The 23,506-nt window shown below is 42.5% G+C and carries 23 protein-coding genes; 3 read left to right on the forward strand and 20 right to left on the reverse strand.

From position 1 onward, the window contains the following. Positions 1–64: 64 nt before the first annotated feature. Positions 65–610: a biotin transporter BioY gene (locus WKT11_RS00450; protein ID WP_117675094.1), complete on the forward strand. Its 546-nt coding sequence runs from the start codon at positions 65–67 to the stop codon at positions 608–610. 132 nt (positions 611–742) lie between these two features. Here the strand turns inward: WKT11_RS00450 and WKT11_RS00455 are convergent, their stop codons facing one another. After that, on the reverse strand, positions 743–1,717 hold the full coding sequence (locus tag WKT11_RS00455; RefSeq protein WP_117675096.1) for a tRNA dihydrouridine synthase: 975 nt from the start codon (positions 1,715–1,717) through the stop codon (positions 743–745). Between the two features lie 246 nt (positions 1,718–1,963). Between WKT11_RS00455 and sigK the strand changes: the two genes are divergently transcribed. Beyond that, on the forward strand, positions 1,964–2,593 hold the full coding sequence (sigK, locus tag WKT11_RS00460) for an RNA polymerase sporulation sigma factor SigK (RefSeq protein WP_117675098.1): 630 nt from the start codon (positions 1,964–1,966) through the stop codon (positions 2,591–2,593). A 46-nt stretch (positions 2,594–2,639) separates the two neighbouring features. Here the strand turns inward: sigK and WKT11_RS00465 are convergent, their stop codons facing one another. The 9 genes from WKT11_RS00465 to mtaB form a co-directional block, all read right to left on the reverse strand. Further along, the gene (locus WKT11_RS00465; protein WP_340281620.1) at positions 2,640–3,863 is read right to left on the reverse strand and encodes a peptidase U32 family protein; all 1,224 of its coding nucleotides are present in this window, start codon (positions 3,861–3,863) and stop codon (positions 2,640–2,642) included. Positions 3,864–3,868: 5 nt separating this feature from the next. Next, positions 3,869–4,513: an O-methyltransferase gene (locus WKT11_RS00470; protein WP_117675102.1), complete on the reverse strand. Its 645-nt coding sequence runs from the start codon at positions 4,511–4,513 to the stop codon at positions 3,869–3,871. Continuing rightward, positions 4,510–4,914, reverse strand: coding sequence for an endolytic transglycosylase MltG (locus WKT11_RS00475; RefSeq protein WP_117675104.1), 405 nt, complete (start codon positions 4,912–4,914; stop codon positions 4,510–4,512). Before WKT11_RS00475 ends, WKT11_RS00470 begins: the two co-directional genes overlap by 4 nt. Positions 4,915–5,042: 128 nt before the next feature. Then, on the reverse strand, positions 5,043–5,390 hold the full coding sequence (locus WKT11_RS00480; RefSeq protein ID WP_118247265.1) for a YlbF family regulator: 348 nt from the start codon (positions 5,388–5,390) through the stop codon (positions 5,043–5,045). A gap of 1 nt (position 5,391) precedes the next feature. Next, a complete protein-coding gene (locus tag WKT11_RS00485) occupies positions 5,392–7,026 on the reverse strand; it encodes a ribonuclease J (protein WP_117675304.1) in 1,635 nt (544 codons plus the stop codon). 277 nt (positions 7,027–7,303) lie between these two features. Next, positions 7,304–7,561 carry a DUF1292 domain-containing protein gene (locus tag WKT11_RS00490; RefSeq protein WP_117675108.1) on the reverse strand — a complete coding sequence of 86 codons (258 nt, stop codon included), beginning with the start codon at positions 7,559–7,561 and terminating at the stop codon, positions 7,304–7,306. 12 nt (positions 7,562–7,573) lie between these two features. Further along, on the reverse strand, positions 7,574–7,996 hold the full coding sequence (ruvX, locus tag WKT11_RS00495) for a Holliday junction resolvase RuvX (RefSeq protein WP_117675110.1): 423 nt from the start codon (positions 7,994–7,996) through the stop codon (positions 7,574–7,576). 1 nt (position 7,997) lies between these two features. Then, complete coding sequence (locus WKT11_RS00500) at positions 7,998–8,270, reverse strand: IreB family regulatory phosphoprotein (RefSeq protein WP_020994102.1); 273 nt, start codon at positions 8,268–8,270, stop codon at positions 7,998–8,000. Between the two features lie 224 nt (positions 8,271–8,494). After that, positions 8,495–9,826 carry a tRNA (N(6)-L-threonylcarbamoyladenosine(37)-C(2))-methylthiotransferase MtaB gene (gene mtaB / locus WKT11_RS00505; protein ID WP_340281640.1) on the reverse strand — a complete coding sequence of 444 codons (1,332 nt, stop codon included), beginning with the start codon at positions 9,824–9,826 and terminating at the stop codon, positions 8,495–8,497. Positions 9,827–10,312: 486 nt separating this feature from the next. Here mtaB and WKT11_RS00510 point away from each other — a divergent pair, with 486 nt between their 5' ends. After that, positions 10,313–10,549 carry an HPr family phosphocarrier protein gene (locus WKT11_RS00510; RefSeq protein ID WP_117675114.1) on the forward strand — a complete coding sequence of 79 codons (237 nt, stop codon included), beginning with the start codon at positions 10,313–10,315 and terminating at the stop codon, positions 10,547–10,549. Positions 10,550–10,595: 46 nt separating this feature from the next. Here the strand turns inward: WKT11_RS00510 and thiI are convergent, their stop codons facing one another. The 10 genes from thiI to uvrB all read right to left on the reverse strand — a co-directional run bounded on the left by thiI (position 10,596) and on the right by uvrB (position 23,279). Beyond that, positions 10,596–11,777, reverse strand: coding sequence for a tRNA uracil 4-sulfurtransferase ThiI (gene thiI, locus WKT11_RS00515; protein ID WP_340281643.1), 1,182 nt, complete (start codon positions 11,775–11,777; stop codon positions 10,596–10,598). Positions 11,778–11,934: 157 nt separating this feature from the next. After that, the gene (locus WKT11_RS00520; RefSeq protein ID WP_340281645.1) at positions 11,935–13,089 is read right to left on the reverse strand and encodes a cysteine desulfurase family protein; all 1,155 of its coding nucleotides are present in this window, start codon (positions 13,087–13,089) and stop codon (positions 11,935–11,937) included. Between the two features lie 170 nt (positions 13,090–13,259). After that, complete coding sequence (locus tag WKT11_RS00525; RefSeq protein WP_340281647.1) at positions 13,260–14,006, reverse strand: 16S rRNA (uracil(1498)-N(3))-methyltransferase; 747 nt, start codon at positions 14,004–14,006, stop codon at positions 13,260–13,262. A gap of 4 nt (positions 14,007–14,010) precedes the next feature. Further along, on the reverse strand, positions 14,011–14,964 hold the full coding sequence (gene prmA / locus WKT11_RS00530; RefSeq protein WP_117675122.1) for a 50S ribosomal protein L11 methyltransferase: 954 nt from the start codon (positions 14,962–14,964) through the stop codon (positions 14,011–14,013). A gap of 102 nt (positions 14,965–15,066) precedes the next feature. Further along, on the reverse strand, positions 15,067–15,708 hold the full coding sequence (locus WKT11_RS00535; RefSeq protein ID WP_243101652.1) for a phosphatase PAP2 family protein: 642 nt from the start codon (positions 15,706–15,708) through the stop codon (positions 15,067–15,069). Positions 15,709–15,965: 257 nt separating this feature from the next. Beyond that, positions 15,966–17,150, reverse strand: coding sequence for a molecular chaperone DnaJ (gene dnaJ, locus WKT11_RS00540; protein ID WP_118136582.1), 1,185 nt, complete (start codon positions 17,148–17,150; stop codon positions 15,966–15,968). Between the two features lie 119 nt (positions 17,151–17,269). Beyond that, positions 17,270–19,147, reverse strand: coding sequence for a molecular chaperone DnaK (gene dnaK / locus WKT11_RS00545; protein WP_117675128.1), 1,878 nt, complete (start codon positions 19,145–19,147; stop codon positions 17,270–17,272). A gap of 60 nt (positions 19,148–19,207) precedes the next feature. Beyond that, the gene (gene grpE, locus WKT11_RS00550) at positions 19,208–19,852 is read right to left on the reverse strand and encodes a nucleotide exchange factor GrpE (protein WP_118410860.1); all 645 of its coding nucleotides are present in this window, start codon (positions 19,850–19,852) and stop codon (positions 19,208–19,210) included. A gap of 17 nt (positions 19,853–19,869) precedes the next feature. Continuing rightward, positions 19,870–20,910, reverse strand: coding sequence for a heat-inducible transcriptional repressor HrcA (gene hrcA, locus WKT11_RS00555; RefSeq protein WP_117675132.1), 1,041 nt, complete (start codon positions 20,908–20,910; stop codon positions 19,870–19,872). Positions 20,911–21,290: 380 nt separating this feature from the next. Further along, entirely contained in the window at positions 21,291–23,279 is a 1,989-nt protein-coding gene (uvrB, locus tag WKT11_RS00560) for an excinuclease ABC subunit UvrB (protein ID WP_340281658.1), read from the reverse strand. Positions 23,280–23,506: the final 227 nt, after the last annotated feature.

The following is a 23,506-nucleotide window of genomic DNA, read 5'->3' on the forward strand; positions in this document are numbered from 1 at the left end:
AGATCAATCTGATTATCTGATCCATATAAATTTTAATAATTTTTTTAAAGGAGATTTTTCTGACATGAACCAGACCCAAAATATTACCGTGCCTCATAGTAAAACTTACGATATAACCATGACCGCACTGATGGCAGCCGTTACCTGTATTCTTGCCCCACTATCTATTCCAATCGGTCCAGTTCCGATTTCATTCACTAATCTGGCAATATATCTGTCTCTGTATCTTCTTGGATGGAAAAAGGGAACCGTCAGTTATCTGATCTATCTGTTAATGGGGTTCGTGGGACTTCCGGTATTTTCCGGATTCACTGGCGGTCCTGCGAAGCTGGCAGGTCCTACAGGTGGATATATCATTGGATTTATTGTCATGGCAGTCATTGCCGGACTGGTTATAGATAACTGTCACAAACCATGGATACAGCTTATCGGCATGATTGTCGGAACTATTGTATGTTATCTTTTCGGAACAATATGGTTCTGTATCGTTGCAGATTACACTTTTAAAGCAGCTCTTGCAGTCTGTGTAATCCCATTTATTCCTGCCGATCTGATAAAAATGATTATTGCTATGATCATTGGACCGATGATAAAGAAAAGAATACGATAATATCGAAAGCGACCATACAAGAATATAATATTCCTGTATAGTCGCTTTTTTTACCGTTTATCAAACGGATATTCACAATCTGCTTTCGCTATGTGATTCTACACCGAATAACTGTCTTATTTTACCTATTCATTATAATGTTCCGGTGATTTTTTCTGAATCATCATTGCTATCAATCAACTGCTCGCAGCTAAACAATTCCCTGACTGCACTTTCATATACAACACATTTCTCAGTTTTTTTTATTTTCTTGGCATACTTTTTATTATTTGTAAACATCGGTATCAGATAAGACCACAACTCTTTCATGCGAAATAGAATATTTCTGTCCCCGGACAGATCTTCACAGTATTCATTATACATAATATCATGAAATCTGCGGATTTCTTCTTTTGAGGCAGGTGCACCACCACGTATTTCTCTGGCAAGTGCAGGATTTCTTAGTGTTCCTCTGCCTGTCATGATACATTCTAGCGCTGGAAAACGTTCTTTCAGGCTAAGATAGTCCTTTGCAGTGACGATATCTCCATTATAGCACACTGGGGTCTTTGAATGTTCCAGTGCCTCCCCAAATGTTTCAAGACGCGGTGTATTTTTATAATAATCCTTCTGTACTCTTGGATGAATGATCAATTCCTCCAGAGGATATTTGTTATAGATTGTCAGCAAGTCCTCAAATTCATCCGGCGCATCCATTCCCAGACGGGTTTTTATGGAAATCTTCACATCGCATTTACGAAATATCTCATCCAGAAATTTATCCAGTTCATCCGGTCTGTCCAGAAAACCTGCTCCTCTGCCTTTCGTTACAACAGTCTTTGATGGACAGCCGAGATTCAGATTTACTTCATTGTAACCATATTCCTGCAGCGTTTCCGCTGTCCGAATAAAATCTTCTGCATTCTTTGTCAGAATCTGCGGAACTGCATACATCCCTTCATTGTTCTCAGGCGCAATGTCTTTCTTCTCTCTTGTGCTGAGATGACCTTTTTGATTCGGAAGAATAAATGGAATAAAATATTTATCAAATCCTCCAAAGCACTGATGAAGTGCACGTCTGTATGTGTATCCCGTGATCCCCTCAAGCGGAGCTAAATATATTTTCATGTGTTTCTCCTGTTTATTATATTTTTATATACTCATCTGTATAATGCTGACTACTGCACTCTGCAACATTTTAGCTCATTCATGCAAACAAAGGTAAACAATCAACAATTACTATATACGTTTTCTCTACAATTATCGTTTTCTATTCTATCGTTTTATCCAATTCCCGTCAAATCATTTCTGGGAAAAGCACAGACCCCCTGTCCATTACATAAACTATATAGAAATCCCCTTCGAGGTAAGAATTTGAAGGCTTTTTTGAAACCTTTGTCCATATCGCAGGAAAAATATTATCTTCAAAAATATCAGGAGGGTGATTCTCAGGCTAAGAATATCCTGATTGAACATAATCTCCGGCTGGTGGCTCATGTAGTAAAAAAGTACCAGGGAACCGGTGAAGATACAGACGACCTGATTTCTATCGGCACGATTGGGCTGATCAAGGCAGTCACAACCTTTGATCCACAGAAAGCTTCACGCCTGTCTACTTATGCTGCCAGGTGTATAGAAAATGAACTTCTGATGTTCTTTCGTTCTAAGAAAAAGCATTCGAGGGAAGTGTCTCTGTATGAGCCGATTGGCACAGACAAAGAAGGAAATGAAATTAATCTGCTTGATGTGATAGAGAGTACACCTGTAGATATTGTGGAGGATTGTTACATCAGAGAAAACACTTCTTATCTTCTGAAATCCCTGAAAAAAATCCTGTCAGAAAAAGAATACCAGGTAATCTGTTATCGATACGGTTTGTTTGGCATGGAAGAAGAAACGCAACGCGAAATCGCCCGAAAACTCTGCATCAGCCGTTCCTATGTCTCCAGAATCGAAAAAAATGCCTTGCAGAAACTTCGCGGACTTTTTCCTCAAATGCAGTAAACGCAGCCAACGTTAATTTTGTTGGCTGCGTTTACTGTATCTATCTCTATTCAGCTCTTCTAAGCAGATCATAAACATCAATCTCTGTTCCCAGATCTACGAACAGCTTCTGTTGTGCATGAGGTGCACTCTCCATCGGATTGCCATCTTCATCATAAATTCCCTTTACAGTAACAGATACATTCTGTCCGTCCGGTTTCATGATCTCAATCGTCTCACCTACTGAGAACTTATTTCTCTGTGTGATCTGCGCATAGCCACGTTCATCAACAGCTTCTGCAAATCCCAGATAAGTATATTCTTTCTGATAAGTATTATTATCGTAAATCTGTGTATTCTCATCCGGTTTTCCATAGAAAAATCCGGTCGTGAACTGTCTGTAAGTACAGTTGGAAATCTGCTCCTGATACCATGGCATATTTGCCTGATATTTCTCAGGACTCTCCATATAATCATCAATTGCCTTGCGGTAGGTTCTGGCAACTGTCGCAACATAAAGAGCAGTTTTCATACGTCCCTCTATCTTCAGGCTGTCAATTCCGCTGTTGATCACATCATCCATATGCTCAATCATGCAGAGATCCTTTGAATTGAAAATGTAGGTTCCTCTCTCATTCTCAAATACCGGCATATATTCTCCCGGGCGTTTCTCCTCAACGATGGAATATTTCCAGCGGCATGGATGGGTACAGGCACCCTGATTTGCATCACGACCAGCCAGATAATTGCTGAGCAGGCATCTTCCTGAATAGGAAATACACATAGCACCATGAATAAATGTCTCAATTTCCATATCATCAGGAATATGTTCTCTGATTTCTCTGATCTCCGCAAGGGAAAGTTCCCTGGCTGTTACTACACGTTTCGCACCCAGATTATACCAGAAACGATAGGTTTCATAGTTTGTATTATTTGCCTGTGTACTGATATGTCGCTCAATCTCCGGACAGATTTCCTTTGCATACATATAGATTCCCGGATCAGCAATGATCAGGGCATCCGGCTTCAGTTCTTTCAGCTCTGTCAGATATTCTCTGACTCCCGCCAGATCATAATTATGAGCCAGAATATTTACAGTTACATAAACCTTTACTCCATGTTCATGGGCAAAGGCAATTCCCTCTTTCATATCATCATGGGAAAAATTCTTGGCTTTAGCTCTCAGTCCAAAGGCTTCTCCACCGATATATACAGCATCTGCTCCGAAAATAACAGCAATCTTTAACACCTCAAGGCTGCTTGCCGGAACCAGCAATTCTATTTTTCTCATATTGTTTACTCCTGTTTCACACTGACCGTAACTCCGTCTCCCAGAGGAATGATCGAAGTTATCAGGGCTGGATTATGTTTCAGTTCATACAGATACTCCCGCATCCGTTTATATATAGTTCTGTTTCTGCGCTCCACCAGATAATGGGATTCTATAATATCCCCCTCCTGAAGCACATTGTCAGAAATAAGAACACTGCCCTTTCGCATAAGACGCATTACATCCGGAAGCCAGTTAATATACTGTCCTTTTGCAGCATCCATAAAAATCATGTCAAAAGAACCATCCAGTTCTTTTAATATCTGTCCGGCATCTCCCTCCAGCAGAGTAATCTGTGATTCACGACCGGCTTCTTTGAAGTTCGCTTTTGCAATAGGAATCCTTTTCTCATAATTCTCTATTGTCACAATTTCCAGATCCTTTGTTCCATATTCACACATAAGAAGTGTGGAGAAGCCAATGGCTGTCCCCACCTCCAGAATACGCTTCGGCTGGTTTAAAGCCAGAAACATTTTCATAAAACTCTGCATTTCTCTCCGGATGATCGGTACACGTTCCTTTATGGCATACTGTTCCAGATTCTCAAGGAACGGTGTATTTCCCATATCCAGTGAATTGATATAGGTACGCATTCGCTCGTCAACTATCACGAATCACTTACCCCTTCCTGTTCATCATCTCCTGCCAGAATTCCCATGATACGGTTCGGTGTATATGCTGTACTCAAGAGATAAGTTCCCGGCTGAAGCTGACCATGATAGGTAGAAAGCCTCTCCTGCACATAAAATACAGGAGCACTCTCGATCAGTCCTTTTTTCTGAAGAGTTTTGGCAATTTTGTATAAAGAATCATCTTCCTTAATTACCACGGTAACTTCCTGTCCCTCTCCAGGACTCATTGCATGCTGATTAAATACATCATGCCCAAACTGAAAAGAAGACTTTCCGATCCAGAAAAGCAACACTACCACACAAACATAAAGTGCGATTTTAAAAAACACGCCGGCTACAACAACGCCAGCCGCACCTGCACGTTCTTTGGTATCACTCATAAACTATTTCCTTTCTGCAATTCTAATGTTTACAGCAACTGTTCCGTACTCTCACAAATCCAGATTGACAGACAGTTACTACTTACGCTACTGTGCAGGATACCACCTGTCGGATGATTTCCTGTAATTTACAGTGCACCAGGGATATCCATGTCGATGCCTTCTGCCAGTTTTACGCAAATCTTCTGCATCATTTTGCAGAGAGCAAGCTCTGCATCCAGATATGCATTTACTTCCGGATGTCTGCGAAGCTCTGCAGATTCCTTTCCCATCTGTTCTACAACATCGAACAGATTATCTGAGCCACATTCATTCTGAACTCTGTAGTTATCTCCTCTGAAAGCATCCACTCTTTTCTTCAGTTCAGGTTTTTGCTTCAAAATCTCATTCTGCTTCTGAAACTCCACATATTCAGGACTCTCCTTAAAGGCTTCCAGAAGGCTGCTGATATTTTCATCTATTGTATTTGATTTCATTTTATGCCTCCATAATGATCGGCAGGATCATCGGACTTCTCTTGGTACGTTTCCATAAGAATTCGCTGAGCGCATCTTTTACAACAGTTTTGATCTTGCCCCAATCTGTAATATTACGTTCCAGACAAGAATCCAGTGCATTCTCTACTACCTCTCTTGCGTGATCCATCAGATCCTCGGACTCTCTTACATATACGAAACCTCGGGAAACAATGTCCGGTCCTGCAAGAATTACATTGCTGTGACGCTCTAAGGTTACCACAACAATCATGATTCCGTCTTCTGCAAGATGCTGACGGTCACGAAGAACGATATTACCTACATCTCCTACTCCAAGTCCGTCAACCAGGATCGCACCTGTGTGTACGGTTCCTGTTATCTGTGCGCTCTGGTTGTCAAGCTCCAGAATATTTCCGGATGCAAGAACAAAGATATTCTCTTTCGGAATTCCCAGTTCTTCTACTACATTCTTCTGGGCTGTCAGATGTCTGTATTCACCATGAACCGGAATTGCATATTTCGGTTTAACCAGAGAATAGATCAGTTTGATTTCCTCCTGGCATGCATGTCCGGAAACATGAACATCCTGGAAGATAACTTTTGCACCCTTCATGGAAAGTTCATTGATAACCTTGGATACCGCTTTCTCATTTCCAGGAATCGGATTGGAACTGAAAATAATCGTATCATTCGGTTTAATCACGATTTTCTTGTGGATATTCGCTGCCATACGGGAAAGCGCAGCCATAGATTCACCCTGGCTTCCTGTTGTAATCAGCACTACCTGCTCATCCGGATAATTCTTAACCTGATCGATCTCAATCAAGGTCTGATCCGGAATGCGGAGATATCCAAGCTCTGCTGCAGTAGTAATAACATTTACCATGCTGCGGCCTTCCACTGCAACCTTACGGCCAAATCGATATGCTGTATTGATGATCTGCTGTACACGGTCTACATTAGACGCAAAAGTCGCGATAATGATTCTGTTTGTCTTATATTCATTAAAGAGATTATCGAATACATGTCCAACAGAACGCTCAGACATCGTAAATCCACTTCTCTCAGCATTTGTACTGTCGCACATCAGTGCCAGTACACCTTTCTTGCCGATCTCGGCAAAACGCTGCAGATCAATGGCATCTCCAAATACAGGTGTGTAATCCACTTTAAAGTCACCTGTATGCACTACGATACCTGCCGGTGAATAGATTGCCAGTGCAGATGCATCCTGGATGCTGTGGTTTGTCTTTATAAATTCAATAGAAAAATCTCCAAGATTGATGACCTGTCCATGTTTTACTTCTTTTAATTTGGTGGTGCGGGTCATATTGTGTTCTTTCAGCTTATTTGCAATCAGGGCAATGGTAAGCTTTGTAGAGTAAACCGGAACGTTTACATCTTTAAGAACATACGGCAGCGCACCGATATGATCCTCATGTCCATGTGTGATCACAAAGCCTTTTACCTTGGAAATATTTTCTTTCAGATAAGTCACATCCGGAATGACAAGATCAATTCCCAGCATATCATCTTCCGGGAAAGCAAGTCCGCAGTCTACTACCACGATGCTGTCCTCATATTCAAATGCTGTGATATTCATTCCGATCTGTTCCAGACCGCCAAGTGGAATGATCTTTAATCTGGATGTCGGTTTCTTTGGTTTACGTGGAACACTCTTTACCGGATTCTTAAATGGTACCGGCTTTCCGCTCTTCTCTTTATCCGTTACAGCTTTACGATCCTGTATCGGTTTTCTTCCATGAGTGTTCCTGTGCTGCGGTTTATATTTATAATTCTTCGGTCGGTTATATGGTCTTCTCTGGCCATGACCGGACTGTCCTTCATGATTTTCACGTGCTTCGTTATTATATTGGTTGTTATTTTCGTTATTCAAGCATTACACCTCCCGGCTACATTTCAAGGTCTACGTCATCTAACATCTGTTCAAACACTTTAAAAACTGCCTGCAGTTCGTCCTCGTCCTCGACCATCTCATAGCAGGCTTCCTGACTGTCATCCTCTGACACATCTTTAAAAATATAGGCAGTCGCCTCATCATCCATAGAGTCAGATACCAGAAGATATGCGATTCCTCCGATTCTGGTCTGCTCTTCTACATAAAACTCCGCTTCTGTTCCGTCCTCGAGCTGAAATTTAATCTTATCCATTTTATCAATCTCCTAACAGGACAGGGAATCCAGATATCCCTGCAAAATAAAAACAGCTGCCAGCTGATCCAGATACTGTTTACGATTCTCTCTGCGCACACTGGCTTCCATTAAAGTACGATTGGCTTCTACTGTAGTCAGACGCTCGTCCCACATGATCACTTCCAGACCTGTCCGTCTCTCCAACATTTCCTTAAACTCCAGTGATTTCTGGGCACGTTCTCCAATCGTATTATTCATATTCTTCGGATATCCAAGTACGATCCGTTCCACCTGATACTCCGAAATAAGTTCTTCTATACGGGCAAGTGTCTGGCGCAGGTGATTCTCCTGCTTACGCCAGATTGTCTCCACTCCCTGCGCGGTGATTCCCAGCGGATCACTGATTGCCACACCGACTGTTTTTGAGCCATAATCTAATCCCAAGATTCTCATATCAGCGTTCCCAGGATTTATTCTTAATATACTCGTTTAAAAGTTCCTCTACCAGTTCATCACGCTCTACTTTCATGATCATGCTTCTTGCGCCCTTATGGCTGGTAATATAAGTAGGATCTCCGGACATAATATATCCAACGATCTGATTGACCGGATTATATCCTTTCTCATCCATTGCTGTGTAAACGAGGTCCAGTACCTCTTTTACCTGAAGCTCCTGGTCTGGTTTTGTTCTGAAATATTGGGTATTACCCAGATTGTTCTCTGCCATTTTTTTCACGTCCTTACCTGATTTATTTTCGCAGAACCTTTCAGTTATCGCATTATCTCGTACCTTCACGCACTTCGCAATAATTCATCGTTTCTGCTATGTATTGCAAATTTCGTATACAATACACATATATTCTTCTATATTTTAATATAATTCCATCTATTCTGCAACCGCAAATTTGTTGCAGTCATTAGCAAGTTAACAGTTACTGTTCGCTTTGTACCCTATTCCGTACACAGTACTCCGCCGGTCAATGTATGATTTTTCAGAAATCTCTCAGCTTTTACAGTAATTATGTCATTTACTCCATAAGCATCCTGTTTTCTTACTGCTGTTTTAATATATTCCTTGCTGTGACCGATATACCACTGTTCTCCATTAATCTCTACTTCTTCCTCAAGAAGAACTTTCAGTTCACTGCCAATCATGGATTCCTCATATTCTCTTGCATGTTCTTCATTTAGTGCAAGCATCTTATCGCTTCTGACAGCTTTCTGCGCTTCTGTCAACTGACCTGACATGGCGGCAGCCTTCGTTCCATGACGACGGGAATATTTGAAAATATGTGTCTCATAAAAATGGATACTTTCCACAAAGTCATAGGAAGCCTGAAAATCTTCCTCTGTTTCCATCGGAAAACCAACAATCACATCTGTTGTAAGTGCCGGATTTTTAAAGTATTTTCTCAGAAGATCACATTTCTCTGCATATTCTGTGCTTCTGTATCTTCGGTTCATTCTTTCCAGAGTTGTGTCACATCCGCTCTGCAAAGACAGATGGAAATGTGGGCACATCTTCGGCATAGAGGAAATCGTTCCGGCAAATTCCTCCGTAATGATTCTCGGCTCCAGAGAGCCCAGACGGATTCTCTCGACTCCTTCTACCTCATGTACAGACTGAATCAGTGAAAGCAGTGTTTCTCTTTCTTCTTCCGGGAAATCTACTCCATATGAACTTAAGTGGATTCCTGTGAGTACCACTTCTTTATATCCCTTGGCAGCAAGTGCACGGACTTCATCCATTACCTGTGCAATTTTACGACTTCTTACACGACCTCTTGCATACGGGATGATACAGTAGGTACAAAACTGATTACAGCCATCCTGAACTTTAATATATGCACGCACATGCTCTGCTGTGTGATTGATCGCCAGTTCTTCATATTCTTTTGTCTGATTGATATTTAATACATGCTTCTGCTTGGTGTGCTGCTGTTCATATTCCTGCAGCACCTGGACAATATTTCCCTTCTGGTTATTTCCAAGGATCAGATCTACTGCCTCGTCCTTATCCAGTTTTCCCTCATCTGTCTGAACATAACATCCCGTTGCCACTACAATCGCATCCGGATTCATTTTCTTTGCTTTATGCAGCATCTGTCTGGACTTACGGTCTGCGATATTAGTGACTGTACATGTATTGATCAGATAAACATCAGCTCCCGGCTCAAACGGTACGATCTCGTATCCCGCTTCTTCCAGAAGCTGCTGCATTGCCTCTACTTCATAGGCGTTTACCTTACAGCCTAAGTTGTGAAGTGCAACTTTTATTCCCATTCTTTCCTCCTGTTTCTTATCTAAATTTGTAATTCCTTGTAACTTTATGACTATTCCGCATTCTGCTATCCTGAGATATGCAAGTCAAAAACTGTTACTGCTCACTCCGTTCTCAGTAACGTAGCCAAAATTCATTCCAGATTGCCTGCGGCAATGGAATTTTGGCTTGTATGTCTCGGGATTTTGGCATATTCATGCCAAAACACCTCGCGGGATAGTGATGTGTGAACAGTAACCAAAAACTCATTGTCAAAGCTACTTTTCAATGAATTTTGTTTGCAGAATAAACGCCTGTTCCCGTACAATATTGTTCATTTTTTACAATACTATCGGAACTTTCGTCATTGTTATACATTTTCACTAAATCTTTCTGGAAATTTTATCCGTTTTCACCTTGACTTTTTGCAATACTGCCGTTAAGATGAAAACTGTAAGCTGACAGGCTATCAGGTCAGCAAATAACTATTATTAAGGGAGGTTCTCATAATGAAAACATGTAAAATTTCACTGAACTCTATCGATAAAGTGAAAGCATTCGTTAATGAAATCAGCAAATTCGACTGCGATTTCGATTTAGTATCCGGAAGATATGTAATCGACGCAAAATCTATCATGGGTATTTTCAGCCTTGATTTATCCAAACCGATCGACTTAAACATCCACGCTGATGGCGCTGCTCTTGATACCGTTATGGCAATCGTTAGCAAATACGTTACAGAATAATTTTTTCGCAGTCATTGAGGAACTGGTTTACAGTTCCTCTTTTCTTTTAGTCAATCTCAATAATCTCAACTGTCTCCAGCGCTGTTTTCATCAGTTCATCAATCTTCTCTTCCAGTTTTGTTTCTGAACGATGGATCACATTCAGGTTTGGCTTTGTAACCGGATGTTTTGCCACAAAGATCGTACAGCAGTCTTCAAATGGCTGGATAGACGTCTCGTAAGTTCCGATTTCCCATGATCTCTCTACAATTTCCTGCTTGTCAAAGCCGATAACCGGGCGGTATACAGGAAGTGTGCAGACTTCATTGGTAGCGGCAAGACTCTGTAATGTCTGGCTTGCAACCTGTCCGATACTCTCGCCTGTGATCAGGCCAAGGCATTTGCTCTGTTTTGCAAAATGCTCTGCAATACGCATCATATAGCGACGCATAATGATAGTCAGCTCATCATGTGGACACTGATCATAAATGTAAAGCTGGATATCTGTAAAGTTTACTACATGGAGACGAATCGGTCCACTGTATTTTGCTACCTGTTTTGCCAGATCTACGACTTTCTGTTTTGCTCTTTCACTTGTGTAAGGCGACGCATGGAAATATACCGCATCAATCTTAACACCACGTTTTGCGATCATATAACCGGCTACCGGGCTGTCGATACCGCCAGAGAGAAGAAGCATAGCTTTTCCGTTTGTTCCGATTGGCATTCCGCCTGCTCCCTTGATTGTCTGGGAATATACATAAATCTTGTCACGGATTTCTACAGAAAGAGTAAGCTCTGGATCATGTACGTCTACGCTTGCATCCGGGAATTCATCCAGAATACGTCCGCCAAGTTCTGCACTGACTTCCATAGATGTGATTGGATAGGACTTCTTTGCTCTTCTTGTATATACTTTGAAGCTTCCATTGTAATTTGGATGGCAGTTCTTCATGTAAGAAACAACATCCTTTGCCATCTGCTCAAATCCCTGCTCCTCATAGATCACTACCGGGCAAATTCCGACAATACCAAATACATGCTGTAACGCATCTACCGTCTCATCATAATCATACTGTTCCGGGCAGAACACATAGATTCTTCCCTGTTCTTTCTTTACTTCAAACTCTCCCTCAATTTTGGAAAGTGCGATGTTCATCTGCTTTACAAGGGCGTCTTCAAAAATATATCTGTTCTTACCCTTGATAGCGATTTCTGCGTATTTTATTAAAAATGCGTGAAATATCATTCTATTCTCCTTTTGTTCTTTCTATCATCTTAATTACACATTGTCTGCATTGCAATGTATCTGCAGCAGCATGCATATCCTGTCACTTTCTGGGTTTCGCCAGGCAGCGATGCATTATTGTCCACTGATAATATCCTGCCGTCAATCTGTTGATCTGTTATCTGCGGGCGTATCGTTTCAACATTGGAAGCACTTCATTTAATACCTCCAGGCAGTAATCAACCTCTTCAAATGTATTCTCCTCCGAGAAGCTGATACGCACAGTATTCTCAATCTGTGCATTGCTCATTCCCATGGCAGAAAGCGTGGCGCTTGGTTTTCTCTTATGGCTGGAGCATGCGCTTCCCGCAGATACAAAGATATTTCTGTCCTCCAATGTGTGAAGCAATACCTCACTTCTGATTCCCAGAAAACTTACACTCAGGATATGAGGCGCACCTTCTCTGACAGGCATTCCATTAATCACTACGTCATCTATTTTGGAAAGCCCCTTTGCCATACGTTCTTTCAGCTGATAAAGATGTTCTATCTTTTCATCAAAATTCTGATACATCATCTTCGATGCCACGCCTAGACCTGCGATTCCCGGCACATTGTCAGTTCCGGAGCGCATTCCATTCTGCTGTCCGCCGCCCAGAATCAATGGCTGCACCTTTGCTTTACTGTTAATGTAAAGAAATCCGACACCTTTTGGTCCGTGGATCTTATGTCCGCTGACAGAAAGAAGATGGATTCCCCATTTCTTCGGATAGATCCGATATTTGCCAAATGCCTGAATTGCATCTACATGATACAATGCTTTCGGGCTCTTCTCCTGAACCATAGCACCGATTTTTTCTACGGGCATCACTGCTCCAGTCTCATTGTTTACCATCATTGTAGATACTAAGATCGTATCCGGTCTTAATGCCTTTTCAAGTGCGTCAAGTTTTACAACTCCGCGCTCATCCACCGGAAGAATCGTCACTTCAAATCCTTGTTCCTTAAGAAAAGTAATCGGCTGACTGACTGCTGCATGCTCTACAGCAGTCGTGATGATGTGATTTCCACTTCTCTTATTTGCAAGCGCGCCACCAATCAGTGCCAGATTATTAGACTCTGTTCCACCGGAAGTAAACAAGATTTCTTTCTCTGTTACTTTCAGTATCTGTGACAAAATTCTGGCAGATTCTTTGACATACCCTTCCGCATCAACACCCTTCTGGTGCATGGCAGATGGATTTCCGAAATCTTCCATCATTGTCTTAACCACGATATCCTTTACTTCTTCAAAGCAGCGGGTCGTAGCTGAATTATCAAAATATGCTTCCATTTTTACTCTCTCTTGTTTCTATATATTATCCTGATATTACTATTCTCAGTAACACCAAAATACCTGAACTTTTCCCTGATCATACAACTTCATATTACTGTTCCCGGTAACAATTAATATTATCTAAGAAAAACCGCAGGTTTTCATTTTCAACTGTTTCTTATTATAACTTACTCATTCTCCAACTGAAACATCAGTACAGACAAAATCGCAAGTCCTGCTGTCTCTGTTCTGAGGATGCGCCTTCCAAGTGTAATGGCATGTGCTCCTGCCTCCAGTGCCTTTGACACTTCTTCTTCCTCAAATCCACCTTCCGGCCCGATGAAAATGCCGATAGACTGTCCCGGTCTGAGCTCGTTCAGGATTTCTCTGGTTTCTTTCATTCCCTTTGCAAGCTCGTATGGAATCAGCTTCACGTCTAAATGTCCGGCAAATGCCAGCGCCTCTTTATAAGTCATAACCTCGTGAATCTCGGGGATCAACATTCGCTTTGACTGTTTTGCCGCGCTCTCTGCGATTTGCTGCCAGCGGGCTACCTTCTTCGCCGCTTTCTTCACATCCAGCTTCACTACACATCGCTTTGTCTCTACAGGAATCACTGAGAAAGCTCCCAGCTCCACTGCTTTCTGAATAATGAGTTCCATCTTATCTGCTTTTGGAAGTCCCTGAAAAAGATAAATCTTGTTTGGAAGTTCATATTCCGGTTCCTGTGCATAAAGAATATGAAGTAAAACTTCATCCTCTCTCAGTTCTTCTATCTGACAATGATACTCCTTATTACCGCCATCGCTGATCCAGACATCCTCCCCACATTTCATACGAAGCACGTTTTTAATATGATTCACATCTGTTCCATTGATATGAATACGATGCATTTCTTCCTCGATCTGATAAGGTTCCACAAAAAAACGCTGCATAAGATCAGTCCTTTCTTGCTGTGACAGAAACCCATTCGCCCTGATGTGTTACCTCTACAACCGTCAGTCCTGCTGCCTTCACAGCTTCCACTACTACCTCTTCTTTCACATCAAGAATACCGGAAGTAATATAGTAAGCACCTTTCTTCATCTGATTAACAATCACCGGTGTCAGCGGAATCAAAACATCTGCAAGAATATTTGCTGTGACAATATCATATTTTTCATAGCCTGCCTGATCCTGGATTGCTTTGTCATCGATAATATTTCCAATAACCATGTCAAAAGTCTCATCTGCGATCTGGTTTGCTTCTTTATTCTCTGCAACTGCCGGAACTGCACATGGATCCAGGTCTGTTCCCAGCACATGTTTTGCCCCGAGTTTGAGCGCAACGATACCAAGAATGCCGCTTCCGGTTCCAACATCCAGCATCTCTGTATCCGGTGTCACATATTTCTTTAACTGGCGGATCACAAGCTGTGTAGTCTCATGCATCCCTGTTCCGAAAGCTGTACCCGGATCGATATGCAGGATCATTTTGTCCTTGTCCTCTTCTTTTACTTCTTCCCAGGATGGAACAATAAGAATATCATCTACATAGAACTGATGGAAATACTGTTTCCAGTTGTTGATCCAGTCCTTATCCTCTGTCTGGGACTCTTCGATCGTTGCTTCTCCGATATCCATGAAATTTCTTAAATCATCCAGTGCTTCACGCACATCCTTAAGAATCGCGTCTTTATCAGCATCTTCCTCCAGATAGAAATTCAGATATGCAACACCGTCATCTGCAGGACCTTCCGGCATAATGTCTACAAACATCTGAGCTTTATCTTCCTCTGTCAATGGCTGCTTGTCCTGAATCTCCACACCTTCGATTCCAACCTCTGCCAGTGTACTGATTACGATATCTTCTGCTTCTGTTTTCGTTTTTACTGTAAAACGGTTCCACTTCATATATTATTCTCCATTCTTAATTATTTTGTATAATTAACATTTATCCTTACGGTTCGCATACCACTTTATATCTTAAATCGCACAGACAAGTAAGTGGTATAGTTATTTCGAAAACAATGTACCAGAAATCTTTTCAAAAAACTTTCTGAAAATATCATGGTGATTTCCATTGCTGTAAAATCTCCACGACAGTTCCACCAGTCCTACTCCGGCGATTGCATCCACCAGATAATGCTGCTTAAGTACCTGCGTGGAAATAATGATCAGTATTGCAAATATCAGTGAAAAATGCTGATACCACTTCGGTATCTTCTCTGATTTTCTGACTCCCCGCCAGCTCAGCCAGCTTACATAACAGTGAATCGATGGGAATAAATTTGAAGGAGTACTTGCCCCATCCATCATGTAAACAAACTTAAGCAACTGTTCAGACCAGGTATTTCCCACAATCTCAGGTCTTATATTTGTAGTCGGCAAAATCAGAAAAAACACAAAACAGGCAAAATGTACTGTCAGATCTGTCGCTACAAACCGGTAAAAACCGTCCTTTCCTCTCTGTGACGCCAGAATATAATTCACCGCCCAGAAAGGAAATGCCAGCACATAGATCCAGATAAACTGTGGAATCAATGGCACTGCCCTGTCCAGTGATGTGGTAAAATCAAAATGATATCTGTTCGCTGTCAATATGCCACTGCCCCAGTAAATCAGACAATTCAGCACAAAAATACTTATCAGTGGCAAGATTGACCACAACGGGAGATATTTCTCCCGAAAAAACCGAATTTTTTCTTTTTTAGTCAAATACCTCTCCATTTCTCAGGAATCCCTGTCCATGCAACTTGTTGGTACACTACATGATCATACATTATTTTCTTCTGCTTTTTTTGCCGTTATCTTTCAATATACACGACCACGCAAAAAAAGAAAAGAGGTTTGCCCTCTTTTCTTTAATTTTCTTTCATTTTTCTTTTAAAATCCAATTTTCAAATCTCTGAAAATCAGTCCTCAAAAGTCTCTTTTAATTTATCCATGAAGCTCTTTTTCTTCTTTTCGGATTTCTCGGTCCCTTCGGAAGACTCCTTCGGGCGGTTGCCACATGCCTCATCGAATTTACGCAGCGCTTCTTTTGCTTCTTCGTTGAGATTGGTCGGAACCTGTACAACGAATGTCACATAATGATCTCCACGTACGTTCTTGTTTCTTAAGGATGGAACACCTTTTCCCTTCAGACGGATTCTTGTATCTGTCTGAGTTCCCGGCTTCACTTCATATTCCACATCTCCATCCACTGTGTTGATACGGACAGTACCACCCAGTGCCGCCTGTGCATATGTAAGAGGCGCAGTGGAGAAAATATTCATATCCTGTCTCTGGAAAATCGGATGACGTGCAACATTTACTTCTACAAGAAGATCACCTCTCGGTCCTCCGTTTGTACCCGGTTCACCCTTCTCACGGATACGAATACTCTGACCATTGTCAATACCAGCAGGTACAGATACCTGAATCTTCTTTCTGGAAGAGGTATATCCTGTTCCGCGGCATGCACTACATTTATCTTTAATGATCTTACCTGTTCCATGACAGTCCGGACAAGTCTGTACATTACGCACCATTCCGAACATGGACTGCTGTGTATATACGACCTGACCTTCACCGTTACATTTCGGACAGGTTGTCGGTGAAGTACCCGGTTTCGCACCTGTTCCATGGCAGGTGGTACATTCGTCCTTCAGTACGATCTCCAGTTCTTTTTCACAGCCAAAGACAGCTTCTTCAAAAGTAATATTTACGCGTGCACGAAGGTTTGCGCCTTTCATCGGACCGTTATTGGCACGTCTGCTTCTGCTGCCGCCGCCAAATAAATCACCGAAAATATCGCCGAAGATATCACCCATATCAGCACCGTTAAAATCAAAACCTCCGAAGCCGCCGCCGGCACCTCCGCCACCGTTTTCAAAAGCCGCATGGCCAAACTGGTCATACTGTTTTCTCTTCTCCGGATCGCTTAAGATGGTGTAAGCCTCTGTTGCCTCTTTAAATTTCGCCTCAGCCTCTTTATCTCCTGGATTTACATCCGGGTGATACTTCTTGGCCAGCTTACGATATGCTTTTTTAAGTGTTGCGTCATCGGCGCTTTTGTCCACGCCTAAGACTTCATAATAATCTCTCTTATCAGCCATGATTTTAATCCTATACCCGTTTTATTTATAACACAACTATTCAGTGAGAGAGACTCTCCCACTGAACAGTTATTATTGATATTTCCGTTGCAAATCTCTGCTTTTACAGAAATGTCACATTATACTTCTTTGTAATCAGCATCTACAACATCATCGTTGTTTCCTGCATCTGTGCTGCCTGCTGCACCGCCACCCATGTTCATGTCCGGTCCTGCCTGGCCGCCTGCCTGCTGTGTCTGCTCATACATCTTAGCGAACAGTTTCTGAGCACTTTCCATCATCTTCTCCTGAGCAGCTTTGATATCAGCTACCTGAGAATCTGTCATCTCTTCTGCATTTGTAGTCTGGGACAGTAAGTCTTTCAGCGCATTCAGGTCTGCTTCTACAGCAGCTTTATCATTAGCATCGATCTTGTCTCCGGCCTCTTTCAGTGCATTCTCAACCTGGAATACCATGGAATCAGCATTGTTTCTTGTATCGATTGCTTCTTTACGTTTCTTATCCTGTGCTTCGAACTCAGCAGCTTCTTTTACTGCTTTGTCGATATCGGAATCAGACATGTTAGAACCAGCTGTGATTGTAATGTGTTGTTCTTTACCTGTTCCAAGATCCTTAGCGGATACATTTACGATACCGTTTGCATCAATATCAAATGTAACTTCGATCTGCGGAACGCCACGACGTGCTGGCGGGATTCCATCCAGACGGAACTGTCCAAGGGATTTGTTGTCTTTCGCAAACTGACGCTCACCCTGTACAACGTTGATATCTACTGCTGTCTGGTTGTCTGCTGCTGTTGAGAAAATCTGGCTCTTTCTTGTAGGAATAGTAGTATTTCTCTCGATCAGTCTTGTTGCAATACCACCCATTGTCTCGATGGACAGTGACAGTGGAGTAACATCCAGAAGAAGGATATCGCCTGCGCCTGCATCACCTGCAAGTTTACCACCCTGGATAGAAGCACCAAGTGCTACACACTCATCCGGGTTCAGGTTCTTGCTTGGCTCTTTGCCTGTTAACTGTCTTACTTTATCCTGTACAGCCGGGATACGGGAAGATCCACCAACCAGAAGTACCTGGCCAAGTTCAGATGCTGTGATACCTGCATCTGAAAGTGCACGACGTACCGGTTCTGCTGTCATTTCTACTAAGTCATGTGTTAATTCATCGAATTTAGCTCTTGTAAGGTTCATGTCGAAGTGTTTCGGGCCTTCTGCTGTAGCTGTGATGAATGGCAGATTGATGTTTGTAGTTGTTGCGGAAGAAAGCTCTTTCTTTGCTTTCTCTGCAGCTTCTTTTAATCTCTGAAGTGCCATCTTATCATTGCTTAAGTCAACGCCTTCTGCTTTCTTGAACTCTGCAAGCATGTAATCTGTAACTTTCTGGTCGAAGTCATCACCACCAAGGCGGTTGTTACCTGCTGTGGAAAGAACTTCGATAACACCATCACCGATTTCGATTACAGATACGTCGAATGTACCGCCACCTAAATCGTATACCATGATCTTCTGTTCTTTTTCATTGTCAAGGCCATATGCAAGAGCTGCTGCTGTTGGCTCGTTGATAATACGTTTTACATCAAGACCGGCAATCTTACCGGCATCTTTTGTTGCCTGACGCTGAGCATCATTGAAATATGCAGGAACTGTGATAACTGCTTCTGTAACTTTCTCACCAAGGTATCCTTCTGCATCTTTTTTCAGTTTCTGAAGGATCATAGCAGAAATTTCCTGTGGGGAATATTTCTTGTCGTCGATTGTTACACGGTAGTCAGTACCCATCTCTCTTTTAATGGAAGAGATTGTTCTCTCTGCGTTTGTTACTGCCTGACGTTTTGCAGGTTCACCTACAAGACGTTCTCCTGTTTTTGTGAAAGCGACAACTGATGGTGTTGTTCTTGCGCCTTCTGTATTAGCGATAACTGTTGGCTGTCCACCTTCCATTACGGCTACACAGCTATTTGTTGTACCTAAGTCAATACCAATGATTTTTCCCATAATCTTGTTCCTCCTGTTTATTTTCAACTAGATTTGATATATTCTATATTTTCATGTAAATTAGTTGGCTACTTTTACCATACTGTGGCGGACTACGAAATCCTTGTAGGTGTAACCCTTCTGGAATTCTTCTACCACAATATTCTCACCAGCTTCTTCGTCCTCCACATGCATCACTGCATTGTGGAAGTTCGGATCAAATTCCTTACCAACTGCTTCAATCGGTTTCACGCCCAGCTCATCTAATGTTGTAATCAGCTGTTTGTAAATCATCTTCATGCCATCTGCAAAAGAATCTCCTTCAGGTGCCTGTGCAAGACCTCTCTCGAAGTTATCCACAACCGGAAGCATCTTCTCAACAATATCCTTGGCTCCGATGATATACATACTGGATTTCTCTTTTTCCGTTCTCTTACGGAAGTTATCGAATTCAGCCATGTTTCGTTTCAGTCTGTCTGTAAGTTCTTCAATCTGCTGTTCAAATTTATCTTTTTCTTTTTTCTTCTTGCCGAAGAAAGAAGTTTTTGATTTGCTGTCTTTCTTGTCATCCTGGGAAGCTTCCTCGTCTCCGTCCTCTACCGGGATTTCCTCTGTTTCTGCTTCACCGTTCTCTACAACCTCAGGTTCATTCTCAACAGTTTCTTCTGTTACCGGAGTCTCTGTTGTCTCTTCTTCCTGAGCTGTGTTCTTTGTTTCTTCTGACACTCTCTATTACCGCCTTTCTAACTCTCTTTCTTAATCAGTTCGTCCAGCTGGACTTTCAAAGCCTTCAGGCTGTCAACTACATTTGCATAATCCATACGCTTGGGACCGATGATACCGATGGTACCATGCATTCCTTCTCCAAGTTCGTAAGTGGCTGTGACCACACTGCAGTCTTTCATGGTCTGCACCGGCATCTCATCACCAATGTACACCTGAATTCCTGTGTTCTCGGTATCAGACATTCTCTCTTTCACCAGGTCTACCAGATCCTGCTTCTCTTCAAATGCTGAAATCAGCTCGCTCGCTTTGCTTGTGTCTGCAAGCTCCGGATACTTGAAAATGTTGGTTGCTCCTGAAGTATATATCTGCATATCATCTTCGTCTACCTGGATGGTGTCTGCCACTGCATCAAGGACTGTGCCAACCACAGAGCCATGTACACCTGCCTGTTCTTTCAGGCGGGCGATCATTCCCAGGTTGATGTCCTGAATAGGCACACCATTTAAGTTGGTGTTAAGAAGAAGATTTAATTTCAGGATTGTCTGATCGTCCATCTCCTCATCCAGATTGATGATCTGGTTTCGGATGACATTGTTATCACTCACTACTACTGCCACAAGCTGAAGTGGTGTCACTCGGGAAAGCTGGATGAATTTAATCTTGCTTCCGCTGTACTGTGGAACAGAGATCATTGTTGCATAGTTGGTATTGGAGGCAAGTACCTTTGCTACCTGTTTCAGCATTTTATCCAGTTTATCGGTTTTCTCTATCATGAGATCTTTGATTTCCTGAACCTCTGATTCCTTTTCTTTCATCAGCTCGTCTACGTAGAGGCGATAACCTTTATCAGAAGGAATTCTTCCGGCTGAGGTGTGGGGCTGTACGATATATCCCATATCTGTCAGGTCTGACATCTCATTCCGGATGGTGGCAGAGCTTACATTTAAATCTGCAAACTTGGAAATGGTCCGGGAACCCACCGGTTCGCCTGTTTCCATGTAGGTTTTGATGATGGCTTTTAGTATTTTCTTTTTACGATCATCTAATTCCTGATCCATGAAGTTCCACTCCTTTACTGCCTTTGTTTTTGGTTTGTTAGCACTCATGTTTTAGGAGTGCTAACACCTTATGCTCATAAGATAGCACTCTTGATTTGGTTTGTCAATATTATTTTGTGAATTTTTTGTTATTTTATGAACAATGGGAATTATTAAGATTATGTTATAGAAAGGGACGCGGGGAGAAAGTATTGATATTGTGTGCGGTTTCGGACGCTAAGAGATACTAAGTCTGCAGATTTCTGCGGACTTAGTATCTCTTAGCATCCTGCAAATGCACACAATATCAATACTTTCTCCCCGCTGGCTGTTCAGGACGATCATATAGGCGGGGCTCTCTCCTGGGAGGCGAATCGCCTCTTCTAAAACTCGGTGTAGAATTATTTGTCTAAAGTATCCAGATTCTTTTTCAGGTCGATCATTTTATCGCGGAGTTCGGCGGCTTGTTCGAAGTTGAGGTCTGCGGCTGCGGCGCGCATTTGTTTTTCTACCTGGGTGATGAGTTTGATAAGTTCTTTGCGGGTCATGGACTCTGGGTCTTTCTGGAGTCGGACTTCGGTTTCGGCTACTGCTTTGGATACGGCGATGAGGTCACGGACTGCTTTTTTGATAGTAGTCGGAGTAATTCCGTGTTCTTTGTTGTAGGCTTCCTGAATAGTTCGGCGGCGGTTGGTTTCGGTGATGGCTTTGTGCATGGAATCGGTCATGTTGTCTGCGTACATGATTACATGGCCTTCGCTGTTTCGGGCAGCTCGTCCGATGGTCTGGATGAGGGAGGTTTCGGAACGGAGAAAGCCTTCTTTGTCTGCATCCAGGATTGCTACCAGGGTGATTTCCGGGATGTCCAGGCCTTCCCTGAGGAGGTTGATTCCTACCAGTACATCAAAGACATCCAGACGCATATCGCGGATGATGCGGGCACGCTCTAAGGTATCGATATCGGAATGAAGATAGCGGACCCGGATTCCTACTTCTTTCATATATTCTGTCAGGTCTTCTGCCATTCGTTTGGTGAGGGTGGTGATCAGGATTTTGTGTTTCTTTGACACTTCTTTGTTTACTTCCCCGATCAGGTCGTCAATCTGTCCTTCAATGGGGCGGACTTCTACTTTCGGATCCAGAAGTCCGGTTGGACGGATGATCTGTTCTGCACAGAGGAGTTCATGATCATACTCATATTGTCCCGGGGTGGCAGATACAAACATGACCTGATCCAGTTTTGATTCGAATTCTTCGAAGCTTAAGGGACGGTTATCCTTGGCTGAAGGAAGTCGAAAGCCGTAGTCTACCAGCGTCTGCTTACGGTTCTGGTCACCGGCGTACATTCCTCCTACCTGAGGTACTGTGATATGAGATTCATCTATAATAAGTAAGAAGTCATCTCCAAAATAGTCCAGCAGCGTGTATGGCGGCTGTCCGGGCTTTAATCCTGACAGATGTCTGGAATAATTTTCAATTCCTGAACAGAATCCTGTTTCTTTCATCATTTCAATGTCAAAATTGGTGCGTTCTGAGATTCGCTGAGCTTCCAGAAGTTTGTCTTCGCTTTTGAAATACTCTACGCGTTCTTTTAATTCTTCTTCTATTGCTACCGCTGCTCTCTGGATCTGTTCTGCAGGCACTACATAGTGGGATGCAGGGAAGATGCTGATATGGGAACGCTGGCATTTGATTTCTCCTGTCAGTACATCAATTTCTGAAATACGGTCGATCTCATCTCCGAAAAATTCTACTCTCACGGCTGTGTCGGAGCTGTTGGCAGGAAAAATTTCCAGAGTATCTCCGCGGACACGGAAGGTGCTTCGGTGGAAGTCCATCTCATTTCTGGTATACTGAATGTCGATCAGCTCCCGGATTACCTCATCCCGGTCTTTGGTCATACCTGGACGCAGGGAGATCATCATGTCAAAGAATTCCTGAGGGGATCCCAGTCCGTAGATACAGGAAACGGAGGAAATGACCACTACATCTTTCCGTTCTGACATTGCGGCTGTGGCAGAGAGACGGAGTTTGTCAATTTCGTCATTGATGGAGGAGTCTTTAGCGATATAGGTGTCTGAAGACGGGACATAGGCCTCCGGCTGATAGTAGTCATAATAGGAGACAAAGTATTCCACTGCGTTCTCAGGGAAGAATTCCTTCATCTCTCCGTAAAGCTGTGCCGCGAGAGTTTTGTTGTGGGCGAGAATGAGGGTTGGTTTATTAAGCTGGGCGATGACGTTCGCCATAGTGAAGGTCTTACCGGAGCCTGTGACACCCAGTAAAGTCTCGAACTGGTTGCCTTCTTTAAAACCTTCGACCAGTTTCTCGATTGCCTGAGGCTGGTCACCGGTGGGTTTGTATTCGGAGTGCAATTTAAAATGATCCATAATATTCTCCTGTTTTAATCAAATTTCGCTTATCAAAAATTGAGATATGTTTTAGTATGGTTATGTTTTCAGTATATCATCCCATATAAAAAAAGTACAGAACAAACGAATACCTGTTCTGCACTTTAGAACGTGTCGCTACTGTTCACACGCTACTATTCCGCGAGGTGTTTTTTGTGAGCGAAGGTCACAGAAAAACCGAGACATGCCGCGCGAGTTTATGCGAA

It is taken from the genome of Blautia sp. HCN-1074, assembly GCF_037890165.1.
GTDB lineage: Bacteria > Bacillota > Clostridia > Lachnospirales > Lachnospiraceae > Blautia_A.

What these genes read in the sequence shown, in the direction of transcription:
- WKT11_RS00500 (WP_020994102.1), bottom strand. Translation starts at nt 8,270, where the DNA reads ATGGCAGAGAACAATCTGGGTAATACCCAATATTTCAGAACAAAACCA.
- WKT11_RS00465 (WP_340281620.1), bottom strand. Translation starts at nt 3,863, where the DNA reads ATGAGAAAAATAGAATTGCTGGTTCCGGCAAGCAGCCTTGAGGTGTTA.
- WKT11_RS00450 (WP_117675094.1), top strand. Translation starts at nt 65, where the DNA reads ATGAACCAGACCCAAAATATTACCGTGCCTCATAGTAAAACTTACGAT.
- mtaB (WP_340281640.1), bottom strand. Translation starts at nt 9,826, where the DNA reads ATGGGAATAAAAGTTGCACTTCACAACTTAGGCTGTAAGGTAAACGCC.
- hrcA (WP_117675132.1), bottom strand. Translation starts at nt 20,910, where the DNA reads ATGGATCAGGAATTAGATGATCGTAAAAAGAAAATACTAAAAGCCATC.
- WKT11_RS00510 (WP_117675114.1), top strand. Translation starts at nt 10,313, where the DNA reads ATGAAAACATGTAAAATTTCACTGAACTCTATCGATAAAGTGAAAGCA.
- dnaJ (WP_118136582.1), bottom strand. Translation starts at nt 17,150, where the DNA reads ATGGCTGATAAGAGAGATTATTATGAAGTCTTAGGCGTGGACAAAAGC.
- ruvX (WP_117675110.1), bottom strand. Translation starts at nt 7,996, where the DNA reads ATGAGAATCTTGGGATTAGATTATGGCTCAAAAACAGTCGGTGTGGCA.
- dnaK (WP_117675128.1), bottom strand. Translation starts at nt 19,147, where the DNA reads ATGGGAAAAATCATTGGTATTGACTTAGGTACAACAAATAGCTGTGTA.
- WKT11_RS00455 (WP_117675096.1), bottom strand. Translation starts at nt 1,717, where the DNA reads ATGAAAATATATTTAGCTCCGCTTGAGGGGATCACGGGATACACATAC.
- prmA (WP_117675122.1), bottom strand. Translation starts at nt 14,964, where the DNA reads ATGAAGTGGAACCGTTTTACAGTAAAAACGAAAACAGAAGCAGAAGAT.
- uvrB (WP_340281658.1), bottom strand. Translation starts at nt 23,279, where the DNA reads ATGGATCATTTTAAATTGCACTCCGAATACAAACCCACCGGTGACCAG.
- WKT11_RS00480 (WP_118247265.1), bottom strand. Translation starts at nt 5,390, where the DNA reads ATGAAATCAAATACAATAGATGAAAATATCAGCAGCCTTCTGGAAGCC.
- WKT11_RS00520 (WP_340281645.1), bottom strand. Translation starts at nt 13,089, where the DNA reads ATGGAAGCATATTTTGATAATTCAGCTACGACCCGCTGCTTTGAAGAA.
- WKT11_RS00490 (WP_117675108.1), bottom strand. Translation starts at nt 7,561, where the DNA reads ATGGATAAGATTAAATTTCAGCTCGAGGACGGAACAGAAGCGGAGTTT.
- WKT11_RS00475 (WP_117675104.1), bottom strand. Translation starts at nt 4,914, where the DNA reads ATGAGTGATACCAAAGAACGTGCAGGTGCGGCTGGCGTTGTTGTAGCC.
- thiI (WP_340281643.1), bottom strand. Translation starts at nt 11,777, where the DNA reads ATGATATTTCACGCATTTTTAATAAAATACGCAGAAATCGCTATCAAG.
- WKT11_RS00525 (WP_340281647.1), bottom strand. Translation starts at nt 14,006, where the DNA reads ATGCAGCGTTTTTTTGTGGAACCTTATCAGATCGAGGAAGAAATGCAT.